Consider the following 26,326-nt stretch of genomic DNA (forward strand, 5'->3'; position numbering starts at 1 on the left):
GCTATCGGCCTCCGGCCCCGGAAACGGCAACACCGCCATGGCTGCCCTCCGGTTCCGCTTCGCTTCACCTGCGGCCAGCCATGGCGCCGGAGGCAGTTTTACACTAACAAATAACACGGACCACTCGGTGGGGGCCGGTCATGTTGTCTGCCTCCAGGAAGGTGACTGTGATATTCAGCTCTTTTCTGGGCTTTTTCTAGTGCTTCATCGCTGCCTGCCATTTTTGATCCGAACTACGCCAGTGGCGTAGGTCGTCGCAGACAGCGAGAACATCATGTCGACCGAACCTCGAAAGCAGGGGTTCGGTCGGTGAAAAAGGCAGATTTCTGGGGTTTTAGGCTGTCGGACAAATGATAGAGTTCGTGACGCTCTCGGTAGGCGGGCGGTTTTCCAACTCACGGTCCGTAAGCGGCTATGCGGCAGTGGAGAGCTATTCCGCCAAAAAACGACAGAAATTCAACGGTTTTCAAGAGGCCATGCCTACTGACGATGGTTTGGGGGAGACAGTTTGTTTCGCAACTCGGTGCGTTGGCGGAGAGGGTGGGATTCGAACCCACGTTACGGTTACCCGTAAACCGCATTTCGAGTGCGGCGCATTCGACCTCTCTGCCACCTCTCCGCAGAAGTGATCGTGGCAGGCGGCTGGCGCCTGGCCCGGTCGGGAAGCGCGCGGTTAGCCGATGATGCCCGGCTTGCCAAGCCCCCTGCACCCTGAAATCGGGGGACGGGATAAAGCCGGGCGTTGTTTCGCAGGCGCACAATGCCTATATCGTGACCAATGGACCGCGCGAGCTTCTTTTCCCCCCAGGCTGGCAAGCACGTCGATGCCCCGCGCCGCGCCCAGGCGCGGTTCGGTATCGGCGATGTCGTGCGGCACCGGGTCTATGATTTCCGCGGCGTGGTGTTCGATATCGATCCGGTCTTCGCCAACAGCGAGGAATGGTACGAATCGATCCCCAAGGAAGTGCGCCCGCACCGCGAACAGCCATTCTATCACCTGCTCGCCGAAAACGGGGATTCCAGCTATGTCGCCTATGTGAGCCAGCAGAACCTGCTGGCCGATGGTGAGGCCGGGCCGGTCGATCACCCTTCGGTCGATGAACTGTTCGAGGATTTCCTTAACGGCCGCTATCGCCTGCGCCGTTCGATGACGCACTGATCCGGTCAGTCGCGCGGAGCCAGCCGCCGGTCGATCCACACGGCAAGCCAGCCCGCCAGCACGAAACCCAGCGCGATTGCTGCCATGTTGCCGAGCGCTGTGGTCCAGCCGAGCCGCTCCACGTCCATGAAGAAATAGGGATAGCGCAGCGGCGTGCCGGCCGGCTCCAGCTGGGCCCGCGCCAGTACATAGCCGGAATAGGCCAGCAGATAGAGCGCCCAGGCCAGCGGCGCGCGCCAGCCCAATTGGCCGTGTGGGGCAAAGGCCAGCCACCATAGCGGCACTGCAAGCGGGATCATCACATGATGGGCGTTGTCGCCCAGCGCATCGATGAAGCTGGCGTGATCGAGCGGCGGTAGCAGCAGGTTGAAGACCAGCCCGACCAGCACGATCGCCAGCATCAGCCCGCCCTGGATTACTGGAGCCACCGCGTTACGCCCGCGCCAGGCGATCGTGGCGAAGGCGATGCCAATCGCCAGGTTGGTCAGGATCGTGAAGAACCGTCCCAGCGCCCAGGCTGCGGCGAGGATGCCGCCATGCCGCTCGATGCCATTGGCCAGCGGCGGGACCATTGCCAGCAGCGCCGCTGCCGCGATCAGCGCCGCCGTCAGCCGCGCCAGGCCATCGCGGCCCATTCCCCGCTCAGCCCTTCAGCTTCCAGCCGCTGCGCAGCACGGCATAGAGCCCCAGCGCCAGCGCCAAGTTAAGCACGCCCAGGCCAAACGCGCCATGCATCACGGCCATGTTGGTATCGCCGATATCGCTCTGCCCCAGGAAGCCGAAGCGGAAGCCCGAGATGACGTAGAAAAACGGGTTGAGGCGGCTGACCATCTGGAACACCGGGGCCAGGTTATCGATCACGTAGAAGGTGCCGGAGAGCAGCGACAGCGGGGCAATCACGAAGTTGGTGACGGCCGCGTTGTGATCGAATTTCTCGGCCCAGAGCGAAGTGGCGAGGCCGATCAGGGCCAGCATGATCGAACCCATCAGCCCGAACCACACGATTGCCCAGGGATGGGCAAAGGTCAGGTGCACGCCCGGCCACAGCAGCATCGCGCCGTACAGCGCGAAGCCCACCAGCACGGCCCGGGTCACCGCCGCGCCGACCAGTGCGATCATCAGTTCGGCATTGGACAGCGGCGGCATCAGGTAATCGATGATCGTGCCCTGGATCTTGCCGGCCAGGAAACTAAAGCTGGAATTGGCAAAGGCGTTCTGCATCATGCCCATCACAATCAGGCCTGGCGCGATGAAGGTGGCGAAATTGACACCCAGCACCATCCGCCCTTCGCGCCCGAGCGCGACCGTGAAGATGACAAGGAACAGCAGCGTGGTAATCGCCGGGGCCCAGATCGTCTGGGTCTGGACCTTGAAAAACCGGCGGACTTCCTTCATATAAAGGGTCCACAGCCCCAGCCGGTTGAACCGGTGGAACACGGGCACTCCCTGGGCCGGAAATGCACTCAGCCCGATGCCCTCACCGGGCAGCGGAGCGGCAGCGTTCGTGGGCGGGGATTGCGGTTGATCGGCCATGGTTTGGCGACTATCGGCAGGTCGCGAAGTTGGCAAGTTGTTGGGGGATCGTCATCCCCCGGCGGGCAGGTTCTTTGGGGGACACCATCCCCCGACAGGAAAGTGATACAGGCATGAGCTGGACCGAAGAGCGGATCGAAAAGCTGACCAAAATGTGGGAAGGCGGCGCCACCGCCAGCCAGATCGCGGAAGAGCTGGGCGGCGTCAGCCGCAACGCCGTGATCGGCAAGGCGCACCGCCTCGGGCTGAAGGCCCGCCCCAGCCCGGTCAAGGCCAACGAAAAGGAAGCCGCGCCCGCCCCCACGCCGCGCCCGCCCAAGGCGGAAGCCGCGCCGCGTCCGGCCCCGGCCCCGCGCCCGGCCCCGGCCGCTGCCGCGCCATCCCGTCCGGCTCCCGCCGCCGCGCCGGCTGCCCAGCCCGCCAGCGATGCGCCGCCCGCGCCGCGCATCGTCTCGGTCGGCCCCGGCGGCTTCCTGCGCCAGGGTCCGGGTGACCAGCAGGCCCCGATCCCGCCCGCGCCGCCGCGCCGTCTGGTTCCGGCCAAGCCCAGCCCGGAAGTGGCCGACAAGACCAGCCTGCTCGACCTGAATGACCGGATCTGCCGCTGGCCGATGGGCCATCCGGGTGAGCCCGATTTCCACTTTTGCGGGGAAAAGGTGAACCCCGGTTTCCCCTATTGCGTCGAGCATTGCGGCCGGGCCTATCAGGCGCAGCTGCCGCGCGGCCATCGCCGTCCGCCCCCGCCTTTGCCCTTTGGTGGTCCGCGGGTCCGCTAAGCCCAATGGCAAAGGCGCCGCTGGCAGGATTGGCCGCCGCACTGGCGCTGACGCCGCTGGCTAGCCCGGCCTGGGCCTGGTCCGAGGAAACCCACCAGACCACCGGGGCCATCGCCTGGGCTGACCTGGCAAAGCGCAACCCCGCCGCGCTGGCTGAACTGCTGGTGATCGCCCGCAACCACCAGGACTATCCCCTGTTCGCTGCGCGGGCCGCTGCCCTGCCCGAACCGGTCCGCCAGCGCGCCCTGTTCGAATGGCTGGCCCGCTGGCCCGATGATATTCGCGGCGGGCCGGAAGACCATCCGAAGTGGCACTATGCCCTGCGGGTTGTTTCAGGGCGAAGCTGGTTGTGGCCGCTGCGCAATGGCACGGCCAAGGAAGGCTTTGCCTTCAATTACGCGCAGCTTGCCAGCCCTTGCGCACCGGCGGCCGACCGCGCGCGGGCGATCGGCTGGCTGATCCACATCGTCGGCGATATCCAGCAGCCGCTGCATGCCGGCCACCAGATGAGCGCCGATTTCCCCGCCACCGACCGCGCGGGGGAGCTGGCCTTCGTCCGCCGGTTTGCCGACAGCCCGCCGGTCAACCTTCACCAGTACTGGGACAAGATCTTCCAGCAGTCGCGCGTCAATGCCCCCGGAGGTGACTGGGCCGCGGCCCTGATGACCGTCTGGCCGCGTCAGAAGATCACCGGACTGGATCGTGCGGGCAGCGCGGTGCGGGTCTTCGCCAGCCAGGTGGAAGAAACCCGCGAACTGGCCCGGATGGTCGGTTATCGCGGCACCTTCCTTGCCGCGGTTCCGGCGGGCCAGACGGCACCTGTGGTGACCCCGGCGGAGAATGCCTATGCCCTGGCGCTGTCGGGGCGCCGGGTGGCAACCGGCGGCTATCGCATCGCCGATACCCTGGCCCAGGCGGTCACCCAGGCCAAGGGATCATCGGCCAGCTGCCCCGCCCGCCCTTAAGTTTTGGAAAAGACTGACGTTAACCATGGGCATGACCGCCCATGATCCTTCATTCCCGCCTCGCAAGGCAGGCCTGCTTGGCTGGCTTGGCCTGGGTGCCCGGCGCGAGCCCGTGCAGCCGGCGTCGCCGCCAATCCTCGAACGCCGCGAAAACGCCCGCAACCGCCAATTGGACGAGATCGGCGCGTTCCTGGCCTATCACCAGTTGCCGCTTTCGGCGCAGACCCTGCAAGTCGCCCATGCCTATCTCAGTGGCAGCGATCCAGACATCGTCCGGCTGATCGACCGGCGGATTCTGGCGCGCGAACCGGTGACGGCCGAATGGCTGGAAGATGCGCTGGCAGCGAGCGAAGAAGAGGAGGATTTCACTGCGCTCGACCGGCTCATGGAACGGCTGGAAGCCGGGTTGGACGAATTCGGCCGCACCAGCAGCGCCGCCCGCAAGGCGACCAGCGACTATCGCAGTGCCTTGCGCGAACAGGCCGACGAGCTGAACGGAGCCAGCGCGACCGGCGCAATGATCGGGCAGCTGGCCAGCCTGACCAAGGCCATGCTGCGGCGCACGCAGGAGATCGAGAAAGCAATGCAGCGCAGCGAGGAGCAGACCCGCAGCCTGCGCCACAAGCTCGAAGAAACCCGCCGCAGCGCCGAAGAGGATCACCTGACCGGCCTGCCCAACCGCCGCGCCTTCGATGCCCGGTTCGATGCCGAATACCGCGCCGCGCGGGGCGCCGCCGAACCGTTGTGCGTGGCCTTCTGCGATATCGACCATTTCAAGCGGGTCAACGATACCCACGGCCACGACGCCGGTGACCGGGTGCTGAAACTGGTTGCGGAGAGCCTGGCCCATATCTCCGACGACCGCTGCCACGTGGCGCGCCATGGCGGCGAAGAATTCGTCATCCTGCTGCGTGATACCACCCTGGCCGCTGCGCATGACAAGCTCGACGCCCTGCGCGCCCAGCTGGCCGAACGGCGCCTGGTCAACCGCGCGACGGACGTGCCCTTCGGCCAGATCACCTTTTCAGCCGGGATTGCCGATGTCTTTGCTTGCGGCGACCCACGGGCGGCGCTGAAGGCGGCGGACGCGGCGCTTTACCGGGCCAAGCAGGACGGGCGCAACCGCATCGCCCTGGCCGAACCTGGCGAACGCAAGGTGGTGCGGCTGGTCGCCTGATCAATCGGGCAGCAGGAACACCACATAGCCCCGGAACAGGCGGTCCTGCTGCAACCCGGCCGGCTCGCGCCACTCACCGCCCTCCACCAGCGCAACCTTGTGCGGCACCGGCACCCGCGCCAGCTTGTCGAGGTAAGCGGCATAGCCGGGGATCGTGGTGCGCGCCTGATAGCTTTGCACCACCACTTCATCGACCGTGCCCCGCAGCGCGGCCAGATGGGCCGGATCGGCATGGGCGTTCCAGTCCATCAGCCCGGTGACCGACAGCTGATATTCGCGCGGCAGCCGCGCACGCAGCGCCGCGAGGAAGGTGGCATAGTTGCCCAGCTCAGGCGTTGCCGCATCGAAATCGACCTGCAGCCCGACCAGCCGAGTGCCCCGCCCGCGCCATTGCCGCATCGCCCGCTCCACCGCGCGGTGTACGTCCTCGCCCCAGTCGAGCCGCGCCGCGCGGACCACCAGCCACACATCCTGATCGGGCAGGCGCGGCGCGGCCGGGCGCAGCAGGACGAAGCTGTCCGGATCGTCACGCCGCACCTCACCAGCCAGCAGGTAGAGTGTGCGGGCCTGACGCAGTTCCGGCCCAGGCTCTACCCCGGCCCATAGGTAAAAGGCATCGTGAGCGGCCGGATCGACCCGCCCCGCGGCATCGCCGCACCCGGCCAGCAGCGCCAGGACCAGCCCCAGGAACGGGCGCAGCCTCACCAGTAGTAGCGCAGTTTCCGGGCCCAGCGACTTTGCGGGTATTGCCGCTTCAGCTGTTCGAACCAAGCCTTGCGCTGCCCGACCTCTACCGCCTGGCCGCCGCAGGAATTGTAGGCCGAAGGCGCGTAGCACATCACCGAGCGGTAGAGCGCATAGGCCTTGAGATCGGCCGGGGCGCGCGGATCGGCGATGGTCGCGGCATAGAAATCGCCGCGCCGGATGGGCGTACCCGGAAAATCGTTGGCCGTGCCGCCGAGTTCGGCGGCATCGGGACGCTCGTCCAGCGCCTCGAACCCGTCGAAGCCGTTGAGGCGCCAGAAATCGCCGAGGCACAGCCGCGCCCGGTGATCGCGCGGATTGGCCGCAAGGGCGCGCGCCGTGGCGCCAATCGCGGGACAGGGGAAGCCATCGCTGGCCTGTCCGGCAGTAAACAGCGCCACCGGCACCTTGTCGGCCGTAACGAAGCTCCACAGCCCACCGTCCCGGTCGGCATCGCGCGGGACCAGCGCCTGGCTGGCGGCAAAACCGGCATAGTCACCCCGGCTGAGCTGCTTGTAGAGCAGCACGAACAAGGCCATGTCGCGCTCGGTCCGGGGACGATCGCGATCCTGCGCGGCCAGCTTCAACAGCGCCGGTCCAGCCGAATGGGCGATCAGCTCACGCCTGATCATCGTTTCGCGGATTCGCGAATCCTTGGCGAAAACGGCGGCCACCTGCCCCTTGCGCTCAAGGTTCAGCGCCAGCCCCAGCTCGACGGTGGAGCGCTGCCACAAGCCGGTCGCCCCACCCAGCAGCTCGCGCCAGAACCCGCCCTCGTTGCGGTCACCCAGCGCCGCCAGGGCCATGCCACGCAGCACCTGGCGGCTGAAGGCCACTTCGCCATAGCGCGGCTGGCGGGCATCGTCGGGGATCAACTGGAGGACGGCCCGGTAATCCTTCTGCACATAAAAGGCGTGCGTTGCCTGCAGCAGGCCGAACAGTTCGGGCTCTTGCGCGAAGACCGGGGCCTGGGCCTCCAGTTCGGCGGCGCTGAGCAGCTGCAACCCACTTTCCAGCCCATCGCCCGGCATCCGCACGAGGTTGAGCGCTGCCAGCAGCAGCGGCCCATTGGCCACGACCGCGCGATCGCGTTCGCCGGTGAACAGCAGCTTGTTGTCGATTTCCTGGACCAGGTCGGCGGCGGCCGGCTGGCTGGCCGGGGTGGCGGTGAGCAGGCGGGCGTAACTGGCGGCCAATGCCGCGCTGTCCCCCTTCAGCCACAGGGCGCGGCGTTGCAGGCCACTGGCTGACGCCGCATAGCGCCCGCCGGGCCAGGCGTTGAGATAGCCCGCCAGCTCCGCTTCGGCCCGCTGCACCTCGACCTGGCTGACCTTGCCGGGCCGGTACCAGCCATATTCGTCAAAGGCATTGGCCTGGGCCGCGTTGAGTTCGACCCGCGCCAACATGTAGCCAGCCGTCTCCCTGACCCAGGGATCGCCCGCCCCGGCCAGCCGGGCAAAGCCATCGCGCGCCGGCGCCCAACGCTCGGCGTAGAAATCATCGGCGGCTTGCAGATAGCTGAGGAACTCCCGCCCCGGTTTGCTGGCGATCCCCTGCGGCCAGGCCGAACCGGCGCGATCGGCCGCGCCATTGCAGCTGGCCGCCAGCTGGGGCCGGGCCGCCAGCAATTGCTCCCGCTCGGCCGCGGGCAGGCCTTTGGCGGCGGCAAGCGCGGTTGCAAATGCACCGCTTCCGCTGGCCAGGCTGATGCAGCGTGATCCGGCAAAGTCCGGGCTGCCCGGTTCGGCCGTGAGCTGTGGATAGAACGCCGCGCGGGCCAGATGCCAGTCGAGGAAGGTCTGGCCGAACCCGGCCGTCTCATAATCGCTGGCTGGATAGGCCAACCCGGCGCTACCCAGCCCGGCCTTGCTGCGCAGCAGGAACAACAGGTTCACCCGGCTGTCGTTGCTGGGGGTGAGCATGCCGCGATTGGCGCAGTCCGGCGCATAGCCCTGCAACGATCAGGTCGGCGTGCAGCTGCTGTCGGCACAGGCCCAGGCGACGGTCGACATCCCGGCGAGCGCCAGCGCCACGATCCCCTTGCCGCGAACAATCCGCATTGCGCATGCTCCCATCCCGATCCGCGCAGGATTCCAGACCGGCCGGGGGATGGGCAAGAAAAAAGGGGGCCGCAAGCGCGACCCCCTTTCCTGTTTTTCGTACCGGTACGGTGGCCGGGATCAATCGTCGCCCTTGAGGAAGGCGGGGAGATGATCCGGGCTGCCGCCCTCGTCGCGCTCGCGGCCCCGATCACTCCTGGGACCACGATCGCCATCGCGGCGCGGACCACGGTCACCACCGCGACCACCGCGATCGCCATCGCGACGCGGGCGACGATCGCCACGGTCGCCGCGATCGCCCCGGTCACCGCGCGGTTCGCGCGGCGGGCGGGTGTCTTCCAGCTCGGCGCCGGTTTCCTGATCGACGACGCGCATTGACAGGCGGACCTTGCCGCGCTGGTCGATCTCGAGCACCTTGACCTTCACGGCCTGGCCTTCGGACACGACGTCGGTCGGCTTCTCGACGCGCTCGTTGCGCATTTCCGAGACGTGGACGAGACCGTCCTTGCCGCCCATGAAGTTCACGAAAGCGCCGAAATCGACGATCGTGACGACCTTGCCGTCATAGATTTTGCCGACTTCCGGTTCCTCGACGATGCCGAGGATCCAGTTCTTGGCGGCTTCGATCTGGGCCGGATCGCTCGACGAGATCTTGATCAGACCTTCATCGTCGATGTCGACCTTGGCACCGGTTTCGGCGACGATCTCGCGGATCACCTTGCCGCCGGTCCCGATCACTTCGCGGATCTTCGACTTGTCGATCTGGATCGTCTCGATGCGCGGCGCGTGAGCCGAAAGCTCGGTCCGGGCCGAACCCAGGGCCTTGGTCATTTCACCCAGGATGTGCGCACGGCCTTCCTTGGCCTGATGCAGCGCGGCTTCGAAGATTTCCTTCGTGATCCCGGCCACCTTGATGTCCATCTGCATCGTGGTGATGCCTTCGGAAGTGCCGGCCACCTTGAAGTCCATGTCGCCCAGGTGATCTTCGTCACCCAGGATGTCGGACAGCACGGTGAACGCGTCGCCTTCCAGGATCAGGCCCATCGCGATGCCCGAAACCGGGCGCTTGATCGGCACGCCGGCGTCCATCATCGACAGGGCGCCGCCGCAGACGGTGGCCATCGACGAGGAACCGTTGGACTCGGTGATGTCCGAGACCACGCGGATCGTGTAGGGGAACTCTTCCTTGCTCGGCAGGACCGCCTGCAGGGCGCGCCAGGCCAGCTTGCCGTGGCCGGTGTCGCGGCGCGAAGGCGCCCCGAAGCGGCCGACTTCGCCGACCGAATAGGGCGGGAAGTTGTAGTGCAGCATGAAGTTCGAATAGCTCAGGCCTTCCAGCCCGTCGATCATCTGCTCCGCGTCCTTGGTGCCAAGGGTGGTGGTGCAGATCGCCTGGGTTTCGCCGCGGGTGAACAGCGCCGAACCATGGGTACGCGGGAGGAAGCCGACGATCGATTCGATCGGGCGAACCTGGTTGACCTTGCGCCCGTCGATGCGGGTGCCGTCCTTCAGGATCGCGCCGCGCACGATGTCGGCCTCGACCTTCTTGACCGACTTGATCGCGACCATCTGGGTCTGGGCATCTTCGCTGGCGAAAGCTTCCTTGGCCTTTTCGCGCGCCGCGTTGAGCGCGTTCGAACGGGCCGACTTGTCGGTCAGCTTGTAGGCCACGGCGATATCGGCACCAATCAGCTTCTTGAGCTTGTCCTTGATCGCCGAATTGTCCGAAACCGGGACTTCCCAAGGATCCTTGGCGGCCTTTTCAGCCAGATCGATGATCAGCTTGCAGACCTTCTTGCACTCGTCGTGCGCGAAGAGGACCGCGCCGAGCATGACTTCTTCAGACAGCTCGCGGGCCTGCGATTCCACCATCATCACAGCATTGCCGGTGGCGGCGACAACCAGGTCGAGATCGCCGGCGGCAGCGGCGTCCTGCTTCGGGTTGAGCAGGTATTCGCCATCGGCATAACCGACGCGGACCGCGCCGATCGGACCCATGAAGGGCACGCCCGAGATGGTCAGCGCAGCCGAGGCGGCGATCATCGCCAGCACGTCGGACTCGCACTCGCCGTCATAGGACAGCACCTGGGCGATCACGTTGATTTCGTTGTAAAAGCCTTCGGGGAACAGCGGACGGACCGGACGGTCGATCAGGCGGGAAACCAGCGTTTCCTTTTCCGTCGCGCCGCGTTCGCGCTTGAAGAAGCCGCCCGGGATCCGGCCGGCCGCGAAATACTTTTCCTGGTAGTGGACGGTGAGCGGGAAGAAGTCCTGCCCTTCCTTGACGCTCTTGGCGGCCGTGACGGCGCAGAGCACGACAGTTTCGCCATAGGTGGCGAGGACCGCGCCGTCAGCCTGACGGGCAATGCGGCCGGTTTCCAGGGTGAGGGTCTTTCCGCCCCACTCCATGCTTACGGTTTTGACGTCGAACATTTTCATTCCTTCAGCCCGCAGGCCCTATTGCGTGCGGGTTTTGCTGCCGGGGAGTACCGTCCCGGTCCGGTGTGGGGCACTTGCGGCCCCCTGGCGTTCCCGCACCGAATTGTGCGGAAGCCCCATAGCAAAAGCGGCCCGCTGGGGGCCGCTTCGCTTGATTACTTGCGCAGACCGAGCTTCGCGATGAGCGCGTTATAGCGGTCCACATCCTTGCGCTTGAGGTAGTCAAGCAGCGAACGGCGCTTGTTCACCATCATCAGCAGGCCCCGGCGCGAGTGGTTGTCCTTGTGGTGATCCTTGAAGTGGGCCTGCAGCGTGTTGATGCGGCTGGTCAGGATCGCGACCTGGACTTCCGGCGAACCGGTATCACCCTTGGCGCGGGCGTTGTCCGAGATGATTTCAGCTTTCTTTTCGGCGGTAACCGACATGTTTCTTACTCCGCGACATCGGGAAGGTTGAACCCCCGCACCACCGTGGCGGTGCCTCCGAAAAGCTCGACCAGCGCAACGGGAACCGTTCCCGCCCTCGCCCAGTAAAGCCCGTCGGTATGGGGCAGCCCGGCCAGAACCCGACCCTGACGGATCGCCCTTGCCTGTTCCGGGCCGAGGTTCAGAGCCGGGATGTCGACCAGCCCTGCCTCCAGCGGCAAGAGTACGTTCTCAAGTGGCGCGCCCTTACCCACTTCGTTCAATTTGTCCAGCGAAATCGCCTGTTCGATCCCGAACGGCCCGGCCTTCAGCCGCTGCAGCATGGTGACATGACCGACCGTGCCGAGAGCCAGCGCGATATCGCGGGCCAGGGAACGGATGTACGTACCCTTCGAAACAGTGGCGACCAGGGTGACTTCGCTGTCACTCAGGCTGCACACAGACAGAGCATGAATGGTCACAAGGCGGGTGGCAAGGTCCACCGCCACGCCCTTGCGGGCCAGATCATAGGCACGTTCGCCATCGACCTTGAGCGCCGAATAGGCCGGCGGTACCTGTTCGATCGACCCGGTGAAACGCGGCAGCACTGCCTCGACCTCGGGCAGCATCGGTCGCACCGGGCTTTCCGCAATGACCCGGCCTTCCAGATCGAGCGTATCGGTCTCGGCCCCGAAGCGGATCGTGAAGGCATAGGTCTTGACTGAACCAAGCATCCGCCCGCACAGCTTGGTGGCCTCGCCCAGCGCGATCGGCAGCACACCGGTCGCCAGCGGATCGAGCGTGCCGCCGTGGCCGACCTTGACCTTGCCCAGCCCGGCCTCGCGGCAGACGCGTTTGACCGCGCCAACCGCCTGGGTCGAGCCAAGCCCCAGCGGCTTGTCGAGGATGATCCAGCCATTGGGCGACATGTCAGCCCCCGGCGAACCAGGTCGCCAGTTGCAGGTATTGGCCGGTCAGCCAGCGGACTGGCGGCACCACCAGTTCGCCCACCGGATCGAAGCCCTCGATCGCCCAGGGCAGCACCACAATCAGCAGCAGGACCAGCGGAAAGCCGAGCGGCCGCAGTCGCTCGTATTCGCGCGCGGCCCGTTCCGGCAGCAGCCCTTCGACGATATGCGAGCCATCGAACGGCGGGATCGGGAGCAGGTTGAACAGCGCCAGGAAGACGTTGATGGTGATGAAGTTCATCAGGTTCAGCGCCGCGAAGCGCGCCATGCCCGATGGCTCCTCCACCGCCTGGTAACCGCCCAGCAGCAGGCCCAGCAGCATGGCGCCGATCGCGGCGAGGACCAGGTTGCTCCCCGGCCCGGCGGCCGCCACCGCCATCATCCCGAAGCGCGGGTTGCGCAGCCGCGACTTGACCACCGGGACCGGCTTGGCCCAGCCGAACACCGGCCCCTTGGCCAGGGCAAGCGCGCCCGGCACCAGGATCGTCCCGACCGGATCGACATGGCGAAAGGGGTTGAGGCTCAGCCGCTTCAGTTGGGCAGCGGTGGGATCGCCCAGCGCGCGCGCGGTCCAACCGTGGGCCACTTCGTGAAAGACGATCGCCAGCACCAGCGGAATGACCAGCGCGGCAATCTGGAACAGGGTTTCGTTCACAATCCCAGCCTTTCCCTGTCACGCTCAACCACCGAGAAGACTGCGCTGTCGCGCTCGAACCCGGTCCAGGTGATCATGTGGTTGCGCAGCACGCCCTCGAAAGTGGCGCCCACCTTGCGGCAAGCGGCCTGCGACCGGCCGTTGCGCACATCGACCGTCAGCTGAATTCGCTTGAGCCCACAAGCAAAGCCGTGGGCAAACAGCAGCCGCTTCATCCGCCCGTTGATGTCCCCACCGCTAAAGCCGGGGCGCAGATAGGTATTACCGATTTCCGCTGACAGCCGCTTCGGATCGGGATCGATCCAGGCCGTCATCCCGGCCAGGGTTTCCCCGGCGAAGATCGCGAAGGGCAGCCGGGCCGGATTACCCAGCAGCTGGTCAAAACTGGCGTCGAACTGCGCGGGTGCATAGGACACCGCGTAGATCGACCAGATATCAGGATCCTCGGCACAGGCGGCCCGCAAATCCTCGCGGTGCAGCTCGGCCAAGGGTACCAGGCGCAGATCGCCCTCGCCCAGCGGTGCCCAGAGCCCCAGTGGATCCGGCTTCATGCCCGCAGCGCCTCGGTAAAATGCCTGCGGCACAGCGCCACATAGCGATCGTTCCCGCCAATCTCGGTCTGCGCGCCCTGCCTGACGGCGGCACCGCTGGCATCGACCCGCAGGTTCATGGTGGCCTTGCGCCCGCAATGGCACACGCCCTTCAGCTCGATCAGCGCGTCGGCAATGCCCAGCAGGGCGGCCGATCCGGGAAACAGTTCACCCTGGAAATCCGTGCGCAGACCATAACAGACCACCGGGATCCCGCCCTCGTCCGCCAGCCGCGCCAATTGCCAGACCTGGTCCTTCGTCAGGAACTGCGCCTCGTCCACCAGCACGCAGGCCAGCGGCTCAACCCGGTGCGCGGCCATGACCCGGTCCCACAGGTCGGTATCCGCAGCATAGCGATGGGCATGGGCGTGCAGGCCGATCCGGCTTTCGATCGCCTTTTCCCCGCCGCGGTCATCCAGCGCGGCGGTCCAAAGCATGGTGGTCATCCCGCGCTCGCGGTAATTGAAGTCCGCCTGCAGCAGGGTGGTCGATTTCCCTGCATTCATGCTGGCATAGTAGAAATAGAGCTTGGCCATCGCGCTTGAGATAAGGCGTTTCCCCGCAAAGGCCAGTGCGATTGACAGGATGGCCCACAAGGCCCAGCGTCCCACCCAGAGAACAGCAACGATGTCGCGCGTGAAAATCACCCTGTGCCTGCTGGCACCCCTGCTGCTGGCGGCCACCACGCCGCCGCTGCGCTATCACATCGATGCTCCGCGCAGCGCGGTCAGCGCCAAGGTCGGTTTCCTGGGCATTGCCAGCAAGACCGCGCACTTTCCGCAAATGAACGGCCGCATCGCCCTGTCGCCCGATCGGCTCGACACGATCGATCTCGACGTGGAACTGGACGCGCGGCAGCTCACCGCCGGGGACAAGGTCACGCTGGGCCGGCTCAAGGGCAAGGACTTCTTCGATGTCGAGCGCCATCCGACAGTGCGCTTTTCCGGCCGCCGGATGCAGATGACCGGCCCGGTCACGGCGACAGTCGCGGGCGAAGTGACCGCGCGCGGGATAACCCGGCCGGCCACCCTGGCAGTAACCTTTCGCGATCCGCCCGCCCGCGCGACCGGCCGCGATCCGGTCGAGCTGACCGCCCGGACCGTGATCGACCGGCGCGAATTCGGGATGACCGCCTATAGCGCGATCGTGGGCAAGAAAGTGACGATCACGATCCGGGCGCGGATGGTGCCGAACTAGGCGACGCGGGCACGTCGGAACGGCCTGAAGCTCTTCCGATTTCGTGCTAGGGGCGACAGGGGCTGCCTGTTCGGATACGATCCTGTAGTTACCGTGAGCAAATGCGGTGAGATCATCCGATCGGATTACGGTCGGCTTCCATACCGCCGCTCTCCCGCCTTCCGCATCTCGTCTAGTGTTTGACCGGGTGCTGGCTCTAAGTATGCGCGGTCGGGTGCTACCCCCTGAGGGCACTTAGGCGGTCTGGCACCGTTTTCGATCCGCAAGATGTTGTAGCCACTCGCGGTGTTGCGTCGCAGCCACCATTTTCGTGCGCCAAGATCTCTGCGCCAATAGGTGTGCTGAACAGAAAGTGCTGTGATCTTCTTCCCCTCTACTTGTCCCTTAACAACCCGCACTATGTCGAGGTCAATGAAGTAGGGCCAAGAGATGATGAAATAGTCATCGTCTGAATTCACAAAATCGCTCGGGACTTGGCCAACGACCTTGGCCACAACCAAGGCATCGAAGCACTCTCGTGTCTGTTGCTGAGATGACGAGGTAGCAGATGTTGACCACCCGAAAGCCGCCAAGGATGCGACGGCGATAGCGAAAGACCGTAGCCAAAGCATACTGTTGGATAGCATGAGGCATGGCAGAAAACCACCCAATGCGGTCGGCCATGCAGGTCCAGGCTGGTGCCGAACTAGTCCTCGAGGTCGCGCTTGACCTTCGGATCGGCCAGCAGGGCGTCGATCTTGCTGGCGACATCAAAACTCTCGTCGGCCAGGAAGCGGATCTTGGCGGCGTATTTCAGCCGCAGCTTGCCGGCCACTTCCTTCTGGAAAAAGGCCGTGTGGGTGCGCAGCGCCTTCAGCACCGGTTCCTCGTCCGCGCCGAGCAGCGGCTTCACGAAGACCGTGGCATGGCGCAGGTCGGGCGACATGCGGACTTCGGTGACCGAGACCGAATGAGCGGTCAGCACCTCGTCATGCACCATCTGCCGGGTCAGCAGTTCGCTGATCACGTGGCGCACCTGTTCGCCCACCTTGAGCAGGCGGACCGAGCGGGTTTCAGGCGTGGCGGGCTGGCGAGCCATCAGCCTGCGCGCCCCGGGACCGGGGTGGGAATGGCGGTTGAGGTGGCGCGGGCATAAAGCGTGGTCCAGCTTTCATCCCACAGCTCGCCTTCCAGGAAGATCGCCTTGCGCCCGCGGCGGATCACCCGCCCCTTGCCCATCAGCGGGCCGGGCGGGATCAGCTTCAGCAGGCTCATCGCGATTTCAAGGTTGAGCGGCGCTTCGGTGCCGCCGGTCGCCTGGACATGGGCCCAGCCCATCGCTTCGTCCAGGAAACCGGCCACCAGCCCGCCCTGCACCCCGCCGCGCGGTGTGATGAAGCTGGGCGGCGCCACGAAGCGCATCGTGATCGTCTCGCTGGCGGGGTCGAAGTCGATGAACTCCGCCCCCATCAGCTCGACATGGGCACCGCTGGTTCCCAGGAAACCCATCACAGCGTCCGTTCGCGCTCCTCGACCTCAAACACTTCGAGCATGTCGCCCGGCTTGATGTCGTTGGTGTCCTGCAGGACCACGCCGCATTCCAGACCCGCGCGGACTTCCGGCACGTCGTCCTTGAAGCGGCGCAGCGAAGCGATGACGGTCTTCGAAACGATGACGTCCTGACGGGTAAGGCGGGCGAACAGCCCCTTCTTGATCCCGCCTTCCAGCACCAGCAGACCTGCCGCCTTGTCGCGCTTGCCAGCCGGGAACACTTCCTTGACCTCGGCGCGGCCAACCACGTGCTCGATCCGCTCCGGACCCCAGATTCCCGCCATTTCCTTGGCGATATCGTCGGTCAGGTGATAGATCACGTCGAAGTACTTCATCCGCGTCTTGTTGCGATCGACCAGTTCGCGCGCCTTGGCATTGGGGCGCACGTTGAAGCCGATCACCGGCGCGTTGGAGGCTGCGGCCAGGTTCACATCGCTTTCGGTAATCGCGCCGACCCCGGACTGCAGGATCTTCACCTTGATCTCGTCGTTCGAGATCTTGTTCAGCGCATTGACGATCGCTTCGACCGAACCCTGGACGTCGGCCTTCACCACGACCGGGTATTCGATCACGGTCTGCTTGGCCGACAGCGCCGAGAACATGTTCTCGAGGCTCGAAGGCGCAGTCGTGGTGCGCTTGGCCGTGGCCTTTTCCTGGCGGAAGGCGGCCACTTCGCGGGCGCGGGCCTCGCTTTCGACCACGGTCAGCACGTCACCGGCCATCGGCACACCGCCCAGGCCCAGCACCTCGACCGGCAGGGCCGGCGGGGCTTCCTTGATCTGGCGCCCCTTGTCATCCAGCATGGCGCGGACGCGGCCCGAATGGGTGCCGACCACGAAGATGTCGCCCACCTTCAGCGTGCCGCGGGTGATCAGCACGGTGGCGAGCGGACCCTTGCCCTTGTCGAGCTTGGCTTCGACCACGGTGGCTTCGGCCGACCGTTCGGGGTTGGCCTTCAGTTCGAGCAATTCGGCCTGGAGCAGGATCTTCTCGATCAGGGTATCCAGCCCGGCCCCGGTCTTGGCCGAGACTTCCACGTCCTGAACGTCGCCCGACATCGCTTCGACCACGATCTCGTGCTCAAGCAGGCGTTCGCGGATCTTCTGGGCGCTGTACTCGCTGCGGTCAGCCTTGGTGATCGCCACGATCATCGGCACGCCGGCCGCCTTGGTGTGATTGATCGCCTCGATCGTCTGCGGCATGATCCCGTCATCACCAGCCACGACCAGCACGACGATATCGGTCACGTTGGCCCCGCGCATGCGCATTTCGGTGAAGGCTTCGTGGCCCGGCGTATCGAGGAAGGTGACGAGGTCGCCGCCCTTGGTCTTGATCTGGTAAGCGCCGATATGCTGGGTGATCCCGCCTGCTTCGCCGCGCACCACATCAGTCCCGCGCAGCGCATCGAGCAGGCTGGTCTTGCCGTGGTCGACGTGGCCCATGATGGTAACCACCGGCGGCCGGGGCTTGAGCGTTTCGGGCGCATCGACATCGCCAGTCGTGTCGATATCGACATCGCTTTCCGACACACGCTGGATGTTGTGGCCGAATTCCTCAACCAGCAGTTCGGCCGTATCCTGGTCGATCGTCTGGTTGACGGTGACCATCATGCCCATCTTGAATAGCGCCTTGACCAGGTCTGCGCCCTTTTCCGCCATGCGGTTGGCCAGTTCCTGGACCGTGATCGCTTCGGGCACAACGACATCGCGGACCTGCTTTTCTCGCGGGGCCGACTGCCCGGCGAAGTGGGCGCGCTTTTCCTTTTCACGGGCGCGCTTGAGCGCGGCCAGCGAACGGGCGCGGGCACCCTCGTCCTCGTTGAGCGCGCGGGTGACGGTCAGCTTGCCACTGCGGCGCTCGTCCCCGCCCTTGCGGTCGCGGGTCGGATGGGCCGGCTTCTTGGCGGCGGGTTCGGGGCGCTTGGGCGCAGCGACCGGAGTGAAGCGGCGCGGCGCAGGTGCGGCAGTGCCAGCCGGGCGCTGGGCTTCTTCATCGTCACCGGCCTCGTCGGCAGGCGGGGCTTCGGTGGCCGCTTCGGGTTCGGGCTGCAGAGTGGCGGCAGCCTCAGCCTCGGCCTCGGCCTTGCGGTTCTGCTCGGCACGACGGCGTTCTTCGTCGAGCGCGCGCTGGCGCTCTTCCTGCTCACGGCGGGTCTGCTCTTCGAGCATGGCCAGACGGGCTTCCTCGGCCTCGCGCTGCAGGCGGGCGACGCGCTCCTGCGGGGTCTCGCCCGCCGGAGCGGCCGGCTTCTTCGGCGCAGGTGCGGGTGCCGGGGCAGCGACCGGAGCCGGCGGCGGGGGCGGCGGGGGCGCGGCGACCGGCGCTTCACCCGGCTTGCGGATGAGCTTGCGGCTCTTCACCTCGACCACCACCTTGTTGGTGCGGCCGTGGCTGAAGGTCTGCTTGACCTCGCCCGCTTCCACCGACTTCTTCAGCCCCAGCGGCTTGCGGCCGAGAGTCGGTTTGTTGTCGCTATCGCTCATTCTGATACCAGCCCTTCAAAACTCAATCTGTCGTCAACGCGTCAGGCCCAGCCGCGGCGGCCGTACCTGAAGCGTTACCCGGTTCATTCGCATCACCCTGCCCCAGAAAGCGCAGCAGGCGCCGCAGCGGGACTTCGATCCTTGCCGCCGAACCGGAGTCGGTCAGCGCCAGGTGGACGACATTGTCGCGGCCCAATGCCACAGACAGCGCCGCCCGGTCCAGTGGCAAGGTTATCCCTGCCATGCCGGACCCTTCGGCTTCCATGCCGACTCGCCAGGCCTGGTCCAGCTTGCGCGAACCATCCTCGCTGGCATCGGCGGCATGGGCCAGCCAAGCCACATTGCCCATCCGGGCGTTCTCGGCGATCCGGTCGGACCCCGTCAGCAGCCGGCCGGACTTCTTTTCCAGCCCCAGACGGTCTGCAAAGGCACGCGTCAGGGCCGCCTCGATCCGTTCCGGAAGGCCTTCGGGGATGGTCAGTTCCGCCCCCTTGAAAGCCCGCGCCAGCGCGCCCTTTAGCTTGCCCTTGTGCAAAGCGGCGGTCAGCTCGGCGCGGCTCACGCCGATCCAGGCCCCCCGCCCGGGCGCGCGGGCCAGGGCATCGGGCAGGACCAGGCCGTCCGGCGAGATCGCCAGCCGGATCAGCTCCTCACGCGGAGCCACGACCCCGGAAAGGATGCACTTCCTTTCCGGGCCATCGCCAGAGATGTCGGAACCTAGCGGCTCATTGTGAGGAATCCGCATCGGCGGCCTCCTCATCAGTGAACCAGTGGGCGCGGGCAGCCATGATGATCTCGTTGCCCTGCTCTTCGGTCAGGCCATATTCGCCCAGCACGCCGCCCTTGTCCTCGTCGCGCGCGGAGCGGCGCGGGGCCGATCCATCGCGGCGGCGCTGTTCGGCACGCTTCTTGGCGATCAACTCGTCGGTGGCGAGATCGGCCAGGTCGTCCAGCGTCTTGATCCCGGCCTTGCCCAGGGTGACGAGCATGGCTTCGGTCAGATGCGGCAGTTCGGCCAGATCGTCCTCGACGCCTAGCGCGCGGCGGGCTTCGCGGGCAGCTTCCTCGCGGCGCTCCAGCGCTTCGTTGGCGCGGCTCTGCAGCTCTTCGGCCAGCTCCTCATCGAAGCCTTCGATCGCAGCCAGTTCGGTCATGTCGATATAGGCCACTTCCTCAAGCTCGCTGAAGCCTTCGGCGACCAGCAGCTGCGAAAGGGTTTCATCGACGTCGAGCTCTTCCTCGAACATCTTCGAGCGCTCGGCGAATTCCTTCTGGCGCTTTTCCGAAGCCTCGGCCTCAGTCATGATGTCGATCTGGCGACCGGTCAGTTGGCTGGCGAGGCGCACGTTCTGGCCGCGGCGGCCAATGGCAAGCGACAGCTGGTCATCAGGCACGACCACTTCGATGCGGCCTTCTTCCTCGTCGATAACCACGCGGCTGACGGTGGCCGGCTGCAGCGCGTTGACCACGAAGGTCGCGGTGTCTTCGCTCCAGGGGATGATGTCGATCTTTTCGCCCTGCATTTCCTGGACCACCGCCTGGACGCGGCTGCCCTTCATGCCGACGCAGGCGCCGACCGGGTCAATGCTGGAATCGCGGCTGATCACGCCGATCTTGGCGCGGCTGCCCGGATCGCGGGCGGCAGCCTGGATGCTGATGATGCCGTCGTAGATTTCGGGCACTTCCTGCGCAAACAGCTTCTTCATGAATTCGGGGTGCGCGCGGCTGAGGAAGATCTGCGGACCGCGGTTCTGGCGTTCCACCTTCATGATCCAGGCGCGGACGCGCTCACCCACACGGGCCACTTCGCGCGGGATCTGCTGATCGCGGCGGATCACGCCTTCGGCGCGGCCCAGGTTGACGATCACGTGGCCGAATTCGACCGACTTGATCACGCCCGTCACCAGTTCGCCGGCGCGGTCCTTGAATTCCTCGTATTGGCGCTCGCGCTCGGCATCACGAACCTTCTGGAAGATCACCTGCTTGGCCGACTGGGCATCGATGCGGCCCAGGTCCACCGGCGGCAGCGGATCGACGATGAAATCGCCGATCTTGGCATTGGGATCGAGCTTCTGGGCCTGCTTCAGGTCGACCTGCTTGAAATAGTCTTCGACCACTTCGACCACTTCGACCACGCGCCACAGGCGCAGGTCACCGGTGCGCGGATCGAGCTTGGCGCGAATGTCGTTTTCAGCGCCATAGCGGTTGCGGGCGCTCTTCTGGATCGCCTCTTCCATCGCCTCGATGACGATCGCCTTGTCGATCAGCTTCTCGTTAGCGACCGAGGTGGCGATCGCCAGCAGTTCGGCGCGGTTGGCGGAAATCGGACTGGCCATAATCAGTCTTCCTGTTCTTCAACGATTTCATCGGCGCCGCTGGTGTCCAGCGGGCGAGTGGCGGCAATCAGCTTGTCCGTCAGGACCAGCTTGGCGGAATGAATGTCGGCGCGCGGGAAGGACACCCGGCCCGATTTCTTGTCATCGAGCGTGACGACATCGTTTTCGATGCCGATCAATTCGCCCTGGAGGCTCTTGCGGTTGCCTTCCACGGGGTTGGTCAACGCAACGCGGGCTTCGTGCCCGGCCCAGTTGGCGAAGTCCTTCGCGCGGGTCAGCGGGCGGTCGATCCCCGGCGAACTGACTTCGAGGCGATAGGCCTCTTCGATCAGCACTTCCCCGGCTTCTTCCAGCGCGTCAAGCTGGTCGGAGATGCGGTGCGACAGGGCGGCGCAATCCTCGATCACCAGCTGACCGGTGTCGGGACGCTCGGCCATGACCTGCAAAGTCACTTCCTCGTCGCCCACCTCGCTCTTGCCGAACACGATCACGCGCACGAGATCGAAGCCCAGGGCCTGGGCCTCGGGCTCGATGATCTCGATCAGGCGCGCAATATCCGCCAAAAATGCTTCTCCGTGTGGCCGACCATGCCGCAAAGCCGTTTGGTGCCGGCCCCTTGCGGCGCCAGCCCCTCCGTTGCTTCACAATGTCGGGATGGCGGCCAAATAGGCTCGCGCCGCCGGAAATGCAAGCGCTATCCGCGCTCCATCAAGCCATGCTTCTTCATCGCATGGCGCAGCTGGTCATAGCTCAGGTTCAGCGCCTTGGCGGTCTGGCGCTGGTTGTAGCGATGGCGCGCGAGCGCCTGTTCCAAAATGGCCTTTTCATGGGCGTCGACCGCCGCCCGAAGGTCGGTCACTGCATCAAGCTGGCCCGAAGGCCCTGGCGTTGAAGGGACCGGTGCAGGCGAACCCGGCGCCCGCCCGCTGTCCGCCGCGAACATTGGCGATGGCTTCCACGGACTGTCGAACGGGTCGAAGACGATATGCGCCACCGGCCTGCCCCAATCGTCCCAGCGGTAGACCGCGCGCTCGATCACGTTGCGCAGTTCGCGCACGTTGCCGGGCCACTGATAATCCTCCAGCTGGCGCATCGCGCTTTCGGAAAAGCCGGGCCACTCCTCCCAGCGCAGCTCGCTGGCCATGCGGCGGCCGAAGTATTCCGCCAGCACACGGATATCCCCCTCGCGAACGCGGAGCGGCGGCAGGGTGATCACCTCGAAGCTCAGCCGATCGAGCAGGTCGGAACGGAACTTGCCCTCGTCGGCCAGGCGCGGCAGGTCCTCGTTGGTCGCGGCGACAATGCGGACATCGACCCGGATCGGTTTGGAAGCCCCGATCCGTGTCACCTCGCCATATTCGACCGCGCGCAGCAGGCGTTCCTGGGCGCCCATGCTCAGTGTTGCCAGTTCGTCGAGAAACAGCGTGCCTTGGTCGGCTTCCTCGAACCGTCCGGCCCGCGCTCTGGTAGCGCCGGTGAAGGCCCCTGCTTCATGACCAAACAGCTCCGCCTCGATCAACGTCTCCGGCAAGGCCGCGCAGTTCAGCGTGACCAGCGGCTCGGCCCAGCGTTTGCTGAGCTGATGCAGGCGCTCCGCGATCAGTTCCTTGCCGGTTCCGCGTTCGCCGATCACCAGCACGGGGCGGCGCAGCGGGGCAGCGCGACTGGTGCGTTCCACCGCGTCGAGAAAGGCCCCCGACTGGCCAATGAACTGGACATCCCGCTCCATTCCCAACTTATAGCGAAATTTCCCAATACGGCGCAATGGGCACTACATGTCGCTCGTCGATTGCAAAGTGGTTTGGCGGAAATCAGCCACTTGGTCCAATTGGCACGGGCTTTGCGGAGTGGTGGCCAACACCAATCGAAGGATCGATACAATGTTTGGCAAGCCCCTCTCGCAGCGTTCGCTTCTCGACAAGGCGATCTTCGCCTCGGTCGCGGCCATGCTGGCGATGAACGTCTTCGTGCTCGCCCAGCAGCTGCACACCACCCCCGCTTTCGCCCAGGCCGACCAGTCGGCTTCGGCGCAGCTGGCCTGATCGGCGCCAGCGCCGTGAAGGATCCTCTTTCCCCCCTTGGGCCGGACACTTCCGAACCCCCCGCCGGCGGTTCCCAGTCCCCCCGCCGCCAGGAAGGTCCGGCCCAAACCCTGTTCGGCGCAGCGCACCGCGCCAGCCGCTTCGACAGCGAAGTCGAGCGCATGCGCCGCACCCCCAACGCCACCAATTCCTCTTCTCCTGCTACCGGAGTTCCCTGGATGGGCATTTTCAGCCGCACCCGTGACATCATTGCCGCGAATTTCACCGACCTGCTCGACAAGGCGGACGATCCCGAAAAGATGATCCGCATGATCATCTTCGAGATGGAGGAAACCCTGGTCGAAGTGCGGGCCAGTGCGGCGCGCACGATTGCCGACCAGAAGGAAATGCACCGCCACACCGTGAAGCTTGACCGGCTGCAGGCCGACTGGGCGGAAAAGGCCCAGCTGGCCCTGTCAAAGGACCGCGAGGACCTGGCCCGCGCCGCCCTGGTCGAAAAGAAAAAGGCCGCGGACATGGCCGACCAGCTGAAGGCGGAAATCGCCGTGCTGGACGATGCCCTGCGCGCCTATGAACTGGACATCGAAAAGCTGCAGAACCGCCTGCGTGAAGCCCGCAGCCGCCAGACCGCGATCGCCGCCCGCCTCGAAAGCGCCGAGAACCGCGTCAAGCTGCGCACGCTCTTGGCTAGCGAGCGGGTGGACGAGGCGATGGCCCGCTTCGACCAGCTGGAACGCCGGGTCGATTACGCCGAAGGCCGCGCCGATGCGCTGAGCCTGGCCGATGGCACCGCCAAGCCGAGCCTGGCGGACGAGATTGCCGCGCTCGCCGGGCAGGACAAGATCGATGAAGAACTGGAAGCCATGAAGCGGGCGCTGGGCGGCCCGGATGGCGCGAAGCAGGAGGGCTGAACCGATGGACGATCTCATTCCGCTGATCGCGATCGTTTCGATCTTCGTCGGCTTGCCCTGGCTGATCCTTCACTATGTCACCAAGTGGAAGACCGCCGCCACGCTGACCACCGATGACGAGGCCATGCTGGAGGAACTCTACAACCTGGCCCGGCGGCTGGAAGACCGCGTCGAAACGGTCGAGCGGCTGGTCGCGTCCGACCATCCGGACTTCCGCCCGAACCGCCTGGCCCATGAACTTAGCCATGATCGCCAGATCGAGAACCGCTCGACCCGCGATTTTGACCAGATGGTCTCGAACAAGGGAAGGATCGGCCAATGAACACGCCGCGTACGAAGTTCTATCGCGACAAGATCAATGGCAAGATTATGGGGGTCTGCGCCGGGATCGCCGACTATACCGGGGTCGACGTGCTGTGGGTCCGCTTGGGTGCCGTAGCGCTGACGCTGATGGGCATCGGCATCATCCCGCTGCTCTATCTCGGCCTTGGCATGTTCACCTCGCGCAAGCCCGCCCACCTCTATTACAACGACCGGCAGGAGCAGCGCTTCTGGCAGGGCGTTCGGCAGAGCCCGGCCCGAACCGCCCGCGAAGTGCGTGCCCAGTTCCGCGAGCTGGACCGTCGCCTGGCTGACATCGAACTGCACTACGTTTCATCGAACGCGCGCCTGTCCGACGAGATCGAGCGCCTGCGCTAAAGCATACCAAAAGGGGGAATTACCATGGATCCTGCACAAATGGCGCTGTTGATCCCGATCTTGGCGTTGTGCATCCCGCTGATCGCGATCTGGACCAAGCACCAGCAAAAAGTGGCCGAAATCAACGCTACCGCAGCTGCCGAAAAGGCCGCGCAATACGCCACTGACAACTCCGAGCTGGAAGAGCGCGTCCGCGTGTTGGAACGGATCGTCACCGACAAGGGCTATGACGTGGCCAGCCAGATCGAAGCGCTGCGCGATGCCCGCAAGGTGGAGGCGCTGCTCGACAAGCGCGAAAAGGATCTTTCGTGATGGACTTTGGTGGACCGACTTTCGTCATCGCCATCATCGCCCTGTCGATTGGCGGCTGGCTGGTGAACAACTGGATCCGCGCGCGGCACGGCTATCCGCTCGAAGACGAGTGGGGCGGCAAGACCGCCAGGCCGGTGGCCGACAGCAAGGCCAATGACGCGCTCAAGGCCGAGAATGCCGAACTGCGCGAACAGCTCGCCCACTTTGCCGACCGGGTGAAGGTGCTGGAGCGGATCGTCACCGACAAGAGCATCAATGTCGCCACCTAGATCGAGGCGCTGCGCGACGAGAACGAAATCAAGACGCTGGGTTCAACCGCCCGCGAGAAGGAAGCGAAGTAATGGAATTCGGCGAATTCATGGCCTTTGCGGTCGTCGTCGGCGGAACGATCGCCATCGTCCGCACCATGGCCGAGGTCTACAAGCGCAAGCTTGCATTGCGCGAACGCGAGATCGAGCTGCAGTTGCAGCACCGCAGCGGCAGCGAGGGCAGCGCGAGTGCTGACACCATTGCCCGGCTGGAAGACCGCGTCCGGGTGCTGGAGCGGATCGCCACCGACAAGAGCGAGGCGGTTGCCGCCCAGATCGAAGCCCTGCGCGACGAACGCGCCGCGCCGGTGCAGGCCGCTCTCGCCAAGGAGATCGTGTGATGGATCCGGACAAGTTTCAGGCAATCGCCGCCTTTGCGCCGATGATTGCCGTCGTCGGCGTGGCGGGCACGATCGGCTGGGTGGTTAATACCTGGATGCGGGTGAAGCACGGCTATCCGCTGGATGGCGCCTGGGGCCAGGCGGTCTATCCCAAGCGGAATGACGAGGCGATGGAGCGCGTGAAGCTGCTGAGCCAGGAAAATGCCCAGCTGCGCGCCGAACTCGGCTCGATAAAGGACCGCCTCGCCAATGTGGAGCGGATCGTGACCGACAGCGGTTACAGCCTGACCCACCAAATCGAGGCGCTGCGACAACTGCCCGAAGGCACGAAGAACTGACGGAGCGTCCGTCAAACAGGAAGGGGAAATTCGATGAGTGGCAGCCAAATCATGATCGTGCTGATCGTGCTGATTGTCACGCTTGCGGGCATCTATCGCTCCAAGCACGGGCTGGATCGCAATACGTGGCGCGATGCCCGCAAGATGCGCAAGTACGGCATGATGCCCGATGGTTCGCCCTTGCCGAACCCGGCACTGCCCAGCCCGCGCGAGGAAGAACTGCAGCGCGAAGTCAGTGACCTGCGCGAGCGGATCAAGGTGCTGGAACGCATCGCCACCGATGGCCGCAAGACCGCCGCGCTGGCCGACGAGATCGAAAGCCTGCGGGACCGCTAGACCGCCTAAGGAACCGAAGGGAG

At 65.4% G+C, this 26,326-nt stretch carries 32 protein-coding genes and 1 tRNA gene; 15 read left to right on the forward strand and 18 right to left on the reverse strand.

Going from position 1 to position 26,326, the window contains the following annotated elements; genetic code table 11:
- A partial coding sequence (locus O9281_RS11980) for an integrase catalytic subunit (RefSeq protein WP_298182603.1) occupies window positions 1-107 on the forward strand: 107 nt, incomplete at its 5' end.
- A gap of 422 nt (window positions 108-529) precedes the next feature.
- On the opposite strand, the gene O9281_RS11985 is transcribed toward O9281_RS11980, so the two are convergent.
- A tRNA-Ser gene (locus tag O9281_RS11985) sits at window positions 530-619 on the reverse strand.
- A gap of 159 nt (window positions 620-778) precedes the next feature.
- On the opposite strand from O9281_RS11985, the gene hspQ reads away from it, so the two are divergent.
- Window positions 779-1,159 (forward strand): heat shock protein HspQ, encoded by a 381-nt coding sequence (hspQ, locus tag O9281_RS11990; RefSeq protein WP_298186134.1) that lies wholly within the window; start codon window positions 779-781, stop codon window positions 1,157-1,159.
- Between the two features lie 5 nt (window positions 1,160-1,164).
- Here the strand turns inward: hspQ and O9281_RS11995 are convergent, their stop codons facing one another.
- Both O9281_RS11995 and O9281_RS12000 read right to left on the reverse strand, forming a co-directional pair.
- Entirely contained in the window at window positions 1,165-1,794 is a 630-nt protein-coding gene (locus O9281_RS11995; protein WP_298186137.1) for a Pr6Pr family membrane protein, read from the reverse strand.
- 7 nt (window positions 1,795-1,801) lie between these two features.
- Window positions 1,802-2,692 carry an ABC transporter permease gene (locus O9281_RS12000; protein WP_298186141.1) on the reverse strand — a complete coding sequence of 297 codons (891 nt, stop codon included), beginning with the start codon at window positions 2,690-2,692 and terminating at the stop codon, window positions 1,802-1,804.
- Between the two features lie 113 nt (window positions 2,693-2,805).
- On the opposite strand from O9281_RS12000, the gene O9281_RS12005 reads away from it, so the two are divergent.
- From O9281_RS12005 to O9281_RS12015, 3 genes are all read left to right on the forward strand, one after another.
- Window positions 2,806-3,468: a GcrA family cell cycle regulator gene (locus O9281_RS12005; RefSeq protein WP_298186144.1), complete on the forward strand. Its 663-nt coding sequence runs from the start codon at window positions 2,806-2,808 to the stop codon at window positions 3,466-3,468.
- 5 nt (window positions 3,469-3,473) lie between these two features.
- A complete protein-coding gene (locus O9281_RS12010) occupies window positions 3,474-4,433 on the forward strand; it encodes a S1/P1 nuclease (RefSeq protein ID WP_298186147.1) in 960 nt (319 codons plus the stop codon).
- 112 nt (window positions 4,434-4,545) lie between these two features.
- On the forward strand, window positions 4,546-5,610 hold the full coding sequence (locus O9281_RS12015; protein WP_298186150.1) for a GGDEF domain-containing protein: 1,065 nt from the start codon (window positions 4,546-4,548) through the stop codon (window positions 5,608-5,610).
- Here the strand turns inward: O9281_RS12015 and O9281_RS12020 are convergent, their stop codons facing one another.
- The 8 genes from O9281_RS12020 to O9281_RS12055 form a co-directional block, all read right to left on the reverse strand.
- Window positions 5,611-6,315: a DUF3142 domain-containing protein gene (locus O9281_RS12020; RefSeq protein ID WP_298186153.1), complete on the reverse strand. Its 705-nt coding sequence runs from the start codon at window positions 6,313-6,315 to the stop codon at window positions 5,611-5,613.
- Entirely contained in the window at window positions 6,312-8,276 is a 1,965-nt protein-coding gene (locus tag O9281_RS12025; RefSeq protein ID WP_298186154.1) for a hypothetical protein, read from the reverse strand. The genes O9281_RS12020 and O9281_RS12025 overlap by 4 nt, the downstream gene beginning before the upstream one ends.
- Before the next feature lie 258 nt (window positions 8,277-8,534).
- Window positions 8,535-10,847: a polyribonucleotide nucleotidyltransferase gene (pnp, locus tag O9281_RS12030; protein ID WP_298186157.1), complete on the reverse strand. Its 2,313-nt coding sequence runs from the start codon at window positions 10,845-10,847 to the stop codon at window positions 8,535-8,537.
- Between the two features lie 161 nt (window positions 10,848-11,008).
- Window positions 11,009-11,278 carry a 30S ribosomal protein S15 gene (rpsO, locus tag O9281_RS12035; protein ID WP_298186160.1) on the reverse strand — a complete coding sequence of 90 codons (270 nt, stop codon included), beginning with the start codon at window positions 11,276-11,278 and terminating at the stop codon, window positions 11,009-11,011.
- A 5-nt stretch (window positions 11,279-11,283) separates the two neighbouring features.
- Window positions 11,284-12,186 (reverse strand): tRNA pseudouridine(55) synthase TruB, encoded by a 903-nt coding sequence (truB, locus tag O9281_RS12040; RefSeq protein ID WP_298186162.1) that lies wholly within the window; start codon window positions 12,184-12,186, stop codon window positions 11,284-11,286.
- A 1-nt stretch (window position 12,187) separates the two neighbouring features.
- Entirely contained in the window at window positions 12,188-12,880 is a 693-nt protein-coding gene (locus O9281_RS12045; RefSeq protein WP_298186165.1) for a site-2 protease family protein, read from the reverse strand.
- Window positions 12,877-13,431, reverse strand: coding sequence for a GNAT family protein (locus O9281_RS12050; protein ID WP_298186167.1), 555 nt, complete (start codon window positions 13,429-13,431; stop codon window positions 12,877-12,879). The genes O9281_RS12045 and O9281_RS12050 overlap by 4 nt, the downstream gene beginning before the upstream one ends.
- Window positions 13,428-14,006: a thymidine kinase gene (locus O9281_RS12055; protein ID WP_298186169.1), complete on the reverse strand. Its 579-nt coding sequence runs from the start codon at window positions 14,004-14,006 to the stop codon at window positions 13,428-13,430. The genes O9281_RS12050 and O9281_RS12055 overlap by 4 nt, the downstream gene beginning before the upstream one ends.
- Window positions 14,007-14,097: 91 nt before the next feature.
- On the opposite strand from O9281_RS12055, the gene O9281_RS12060 reads away from it, so the two are divergent.
- Window positions 14,098-14,667: a YceI family protein gene (locus O9281_RS12060; protein ID WP_298186172.1), complete on the forward strand. Its 570-nt coding sequence runs from the start codon at window positions 14,098-14,100 to the stop codon at window positions 14,665-14,667.
- 685 nt (window positions 14,668-15,352) lie between these two features.
- Here O9281_RS12060 and rbfA read toward each other — a convergent pair.
- From rbfA to pspF, 7 genes are all read right to left on the reverse strand, one after another.
- A complete protein-coding gene (rbfA, locus tag O9281_RS12065) occupies window positions 15,353-15,745 on the reverse strand; it encodes a 30S ribosome-binding factor RbfA (RefSeq protein WP_298186174.1) in 393 nt (130 codons plus the stop codon).
- Complete coding sequence (locus tag O9281_RS12070; protein ID WP_298186176.1) at window positions 15,745-16,155, reverse strand: PaaI family thioesterase; 411 nt, start codon at window positions 16,153-16,155, stop codon at window positions 15,745-15,747. Before O9281_RS12070 ends, rbfA begins: the two co-directional genes overlap by 1 nt.
- A complete protein-coding gene (gene infB / locus O9281_RS12075; RefSeq protein WP_298186179.1) occupies window positions 16,155-18,680 on the reverse strand; it encodes a translation initiation factor IF-2 in 2,526 nt (841 codons plus the stop codon). The genes O9281_RS12070 and infB overlap by 1 nt, the downstream gene beginning before the upstream one ends.
- A gap of 22 nt (window positions 18,681-18,702) precedes the next feature.
- On the reverse strand, window positions 18,703-19,425 hold the full coding sequence (locus O9281_RS12080; RefSeq protein WP_298186181.1) for a DUF448 domain-containing protein: 723 nt from the start codon (window positions 19,423-19,425) through the stop codon (window positions 18,703-18,705).
- On the reverse strand, window positions 19,406-21,016 hold the full coding sequence (gene nusA, locus O9281_RS12085; protein WP_298186183.1) for a transcription termination factor NusA: 1,611 nt from the start codon (window positions 21,014-21,016) through the stop codon (window positions 19,406-19,408). Before nusA ends, O9281_RS12080 begins: the two co-directional genes overlap by 20 nt.
- Before the next feature lie 2 nt (window positions 21,017-21,018).
- Window positions 21,019-21,579: a ribosome maturation protein RimP gene (gene rimP, locus O9281_RS12090; RefSeq protein WP_298186185.1), complete on the reverse strand. Its 561-nt coding sequence runs from the start codon at window positions 21,577-21,579 to the stop codon at window positions 21,019-21,021.
- Between the two features lie 131 nt (window positions 21,580-21,710).
- The gene (gene pspF / locus O9281_RS12095; protein WP_298186187.1) at window positions 21,711-22,745 is read right to left on the reverse strand and encodes a phage shock protein operon transcriptional activator; all 1,035 of its coding nucleotides are present in this window, start codon (window positions 22,743-22,745) and stop codon (window positions 21,711-21,713) included.
- Between the two features lie 151 nt (window positions 22,746-22,896).
- Between pspF and O9281_RS12100 the strand changes: the two genes are divergently transcribed.
- The 9 genes from O9281_RS12100 (at window position 22,897) to O9281_RS12140 (ending at window position 26,303) form a co-directional block, all read left to right on the forward strand.
- The gene (locus O9281_RS12100; RefSeq protein WP_298186190.1) at window positions 22,897-23,058 is read left to right on the forward strand and encodes a hypothetical protein; all 162 of its coding nucleotides are present in this window, start codon (window positions 22,897-22,899) and stop codon (window positions 23,056-23,058) included.
- Window positions 23,059-23,276: 218 nt separating this feature from the next.
- Window positions 23,277-23,969 carry a phage shock protein PspA gene (pspA, locus tag O9281_RS12105; protein ID WP_298186193.1) on the forward strand — a complete coding sequence of 231 codons (693 nt, stop codon included), beginning with the start codon at window positions 23,277-23,279 and terminating at the stop codon, window positions 23,967-23,969.
- A 4-nt stretch (window positions 23,970-23,973) separates the two neighbouring features.
- Entirely contained in the window at window positions 23,974-24,291 is a 318-nt protein-coding gene (gene pspB / locus O9281_RS12110; protein WP_298186195.1) for an envelope stress response membrane protein PspB, read from the forward strand.
- Window positions 24,288-24,668 (forward strand): envelope stress response membrane protein PspC, encoded by a 381-nt coding sequence (pspC, locus tag O9281_RS12115; RefSeq protein WP_298186197.1) that lies wholly within the window; start codon window positions 24,288-24,290, stop codon window positions 24,666-24,668. The genes pspB and pspC overlap by 4 nt, the downstream gene beginning before the upstream one ends.
- A gap of 39 nt (window positions 24,669-24,707) precedes the next feature.
- Window positions 24,708-24,980 carry a hypothetical protein gene (locus tag O9281_RS12120; RefSeq protein ID WP_298186200.1) on the forward strand — a complete coding sequence of 91 codons (273 nt, stop codon included), beginning with the start codon at window positions 24,708-24,710 and terminating at the stop codon, window positions 24,978-24,980.
- A complete protein-coding gene (locus O9281_RS12125) occupies window positions 24,980-25,249 on the forward strand; it encodes a hypothetical protein (protein WP_298186202.1) in 270 nt (89 codons plus the stop codon). Before O9281_RS12120 ends, O9281_RS12125 begins: the two co-directional genes overlap by 1 nt.
- Before the next feature lie 71 nt (window positions 25,250-25,320).
- Window positions 25,321-25,629 carry a hypothetical protein gene (locus O9281_RS12130; protein ID WP_298186204.1) on the forward strand — a complete coding sequence of 103 codons (309 nt, stop codon included), beginning with the start codon at window positions 25,321-25,323 and terminating at the stop codon, window positions 25,627-25,629.
- Window positions 25,630-25,670: 41 nt separating this feature from the next.
- On the forward strand, window positions 25,671-25,967 hold the full coding sequence (locus O9281_RS12135; protein ID WP_298186460.1) for a hypothetical protein: 297 nt from the start codon (window positions 25,671-25,673) through the stop codon (window positions 25,965-25,967).
- A gap of 33 nt (window positions 25,968-26,000) precedes the next feature.
- Entirely contained in the window at window positions 26,001-26,303 is a 303-nt protein-coding gene (locus O9281_RS12140) for a hypothetical protein (protein ID WP_298186207.1), read from the forward strand.
- The last annotated feature ends 23 nt before the right edge of the window (window positions 26,304-26,326 follow it).

Origin of the sequence: Novosphingobium sp. (assembly GCF_027531025.1) — a bacterium.
Lineage (GTDB): Bacteria > Pseudomonadota > Alphaproteobacteria > Sphingomonadales > Sphingomonadaceae > Novosphingobium.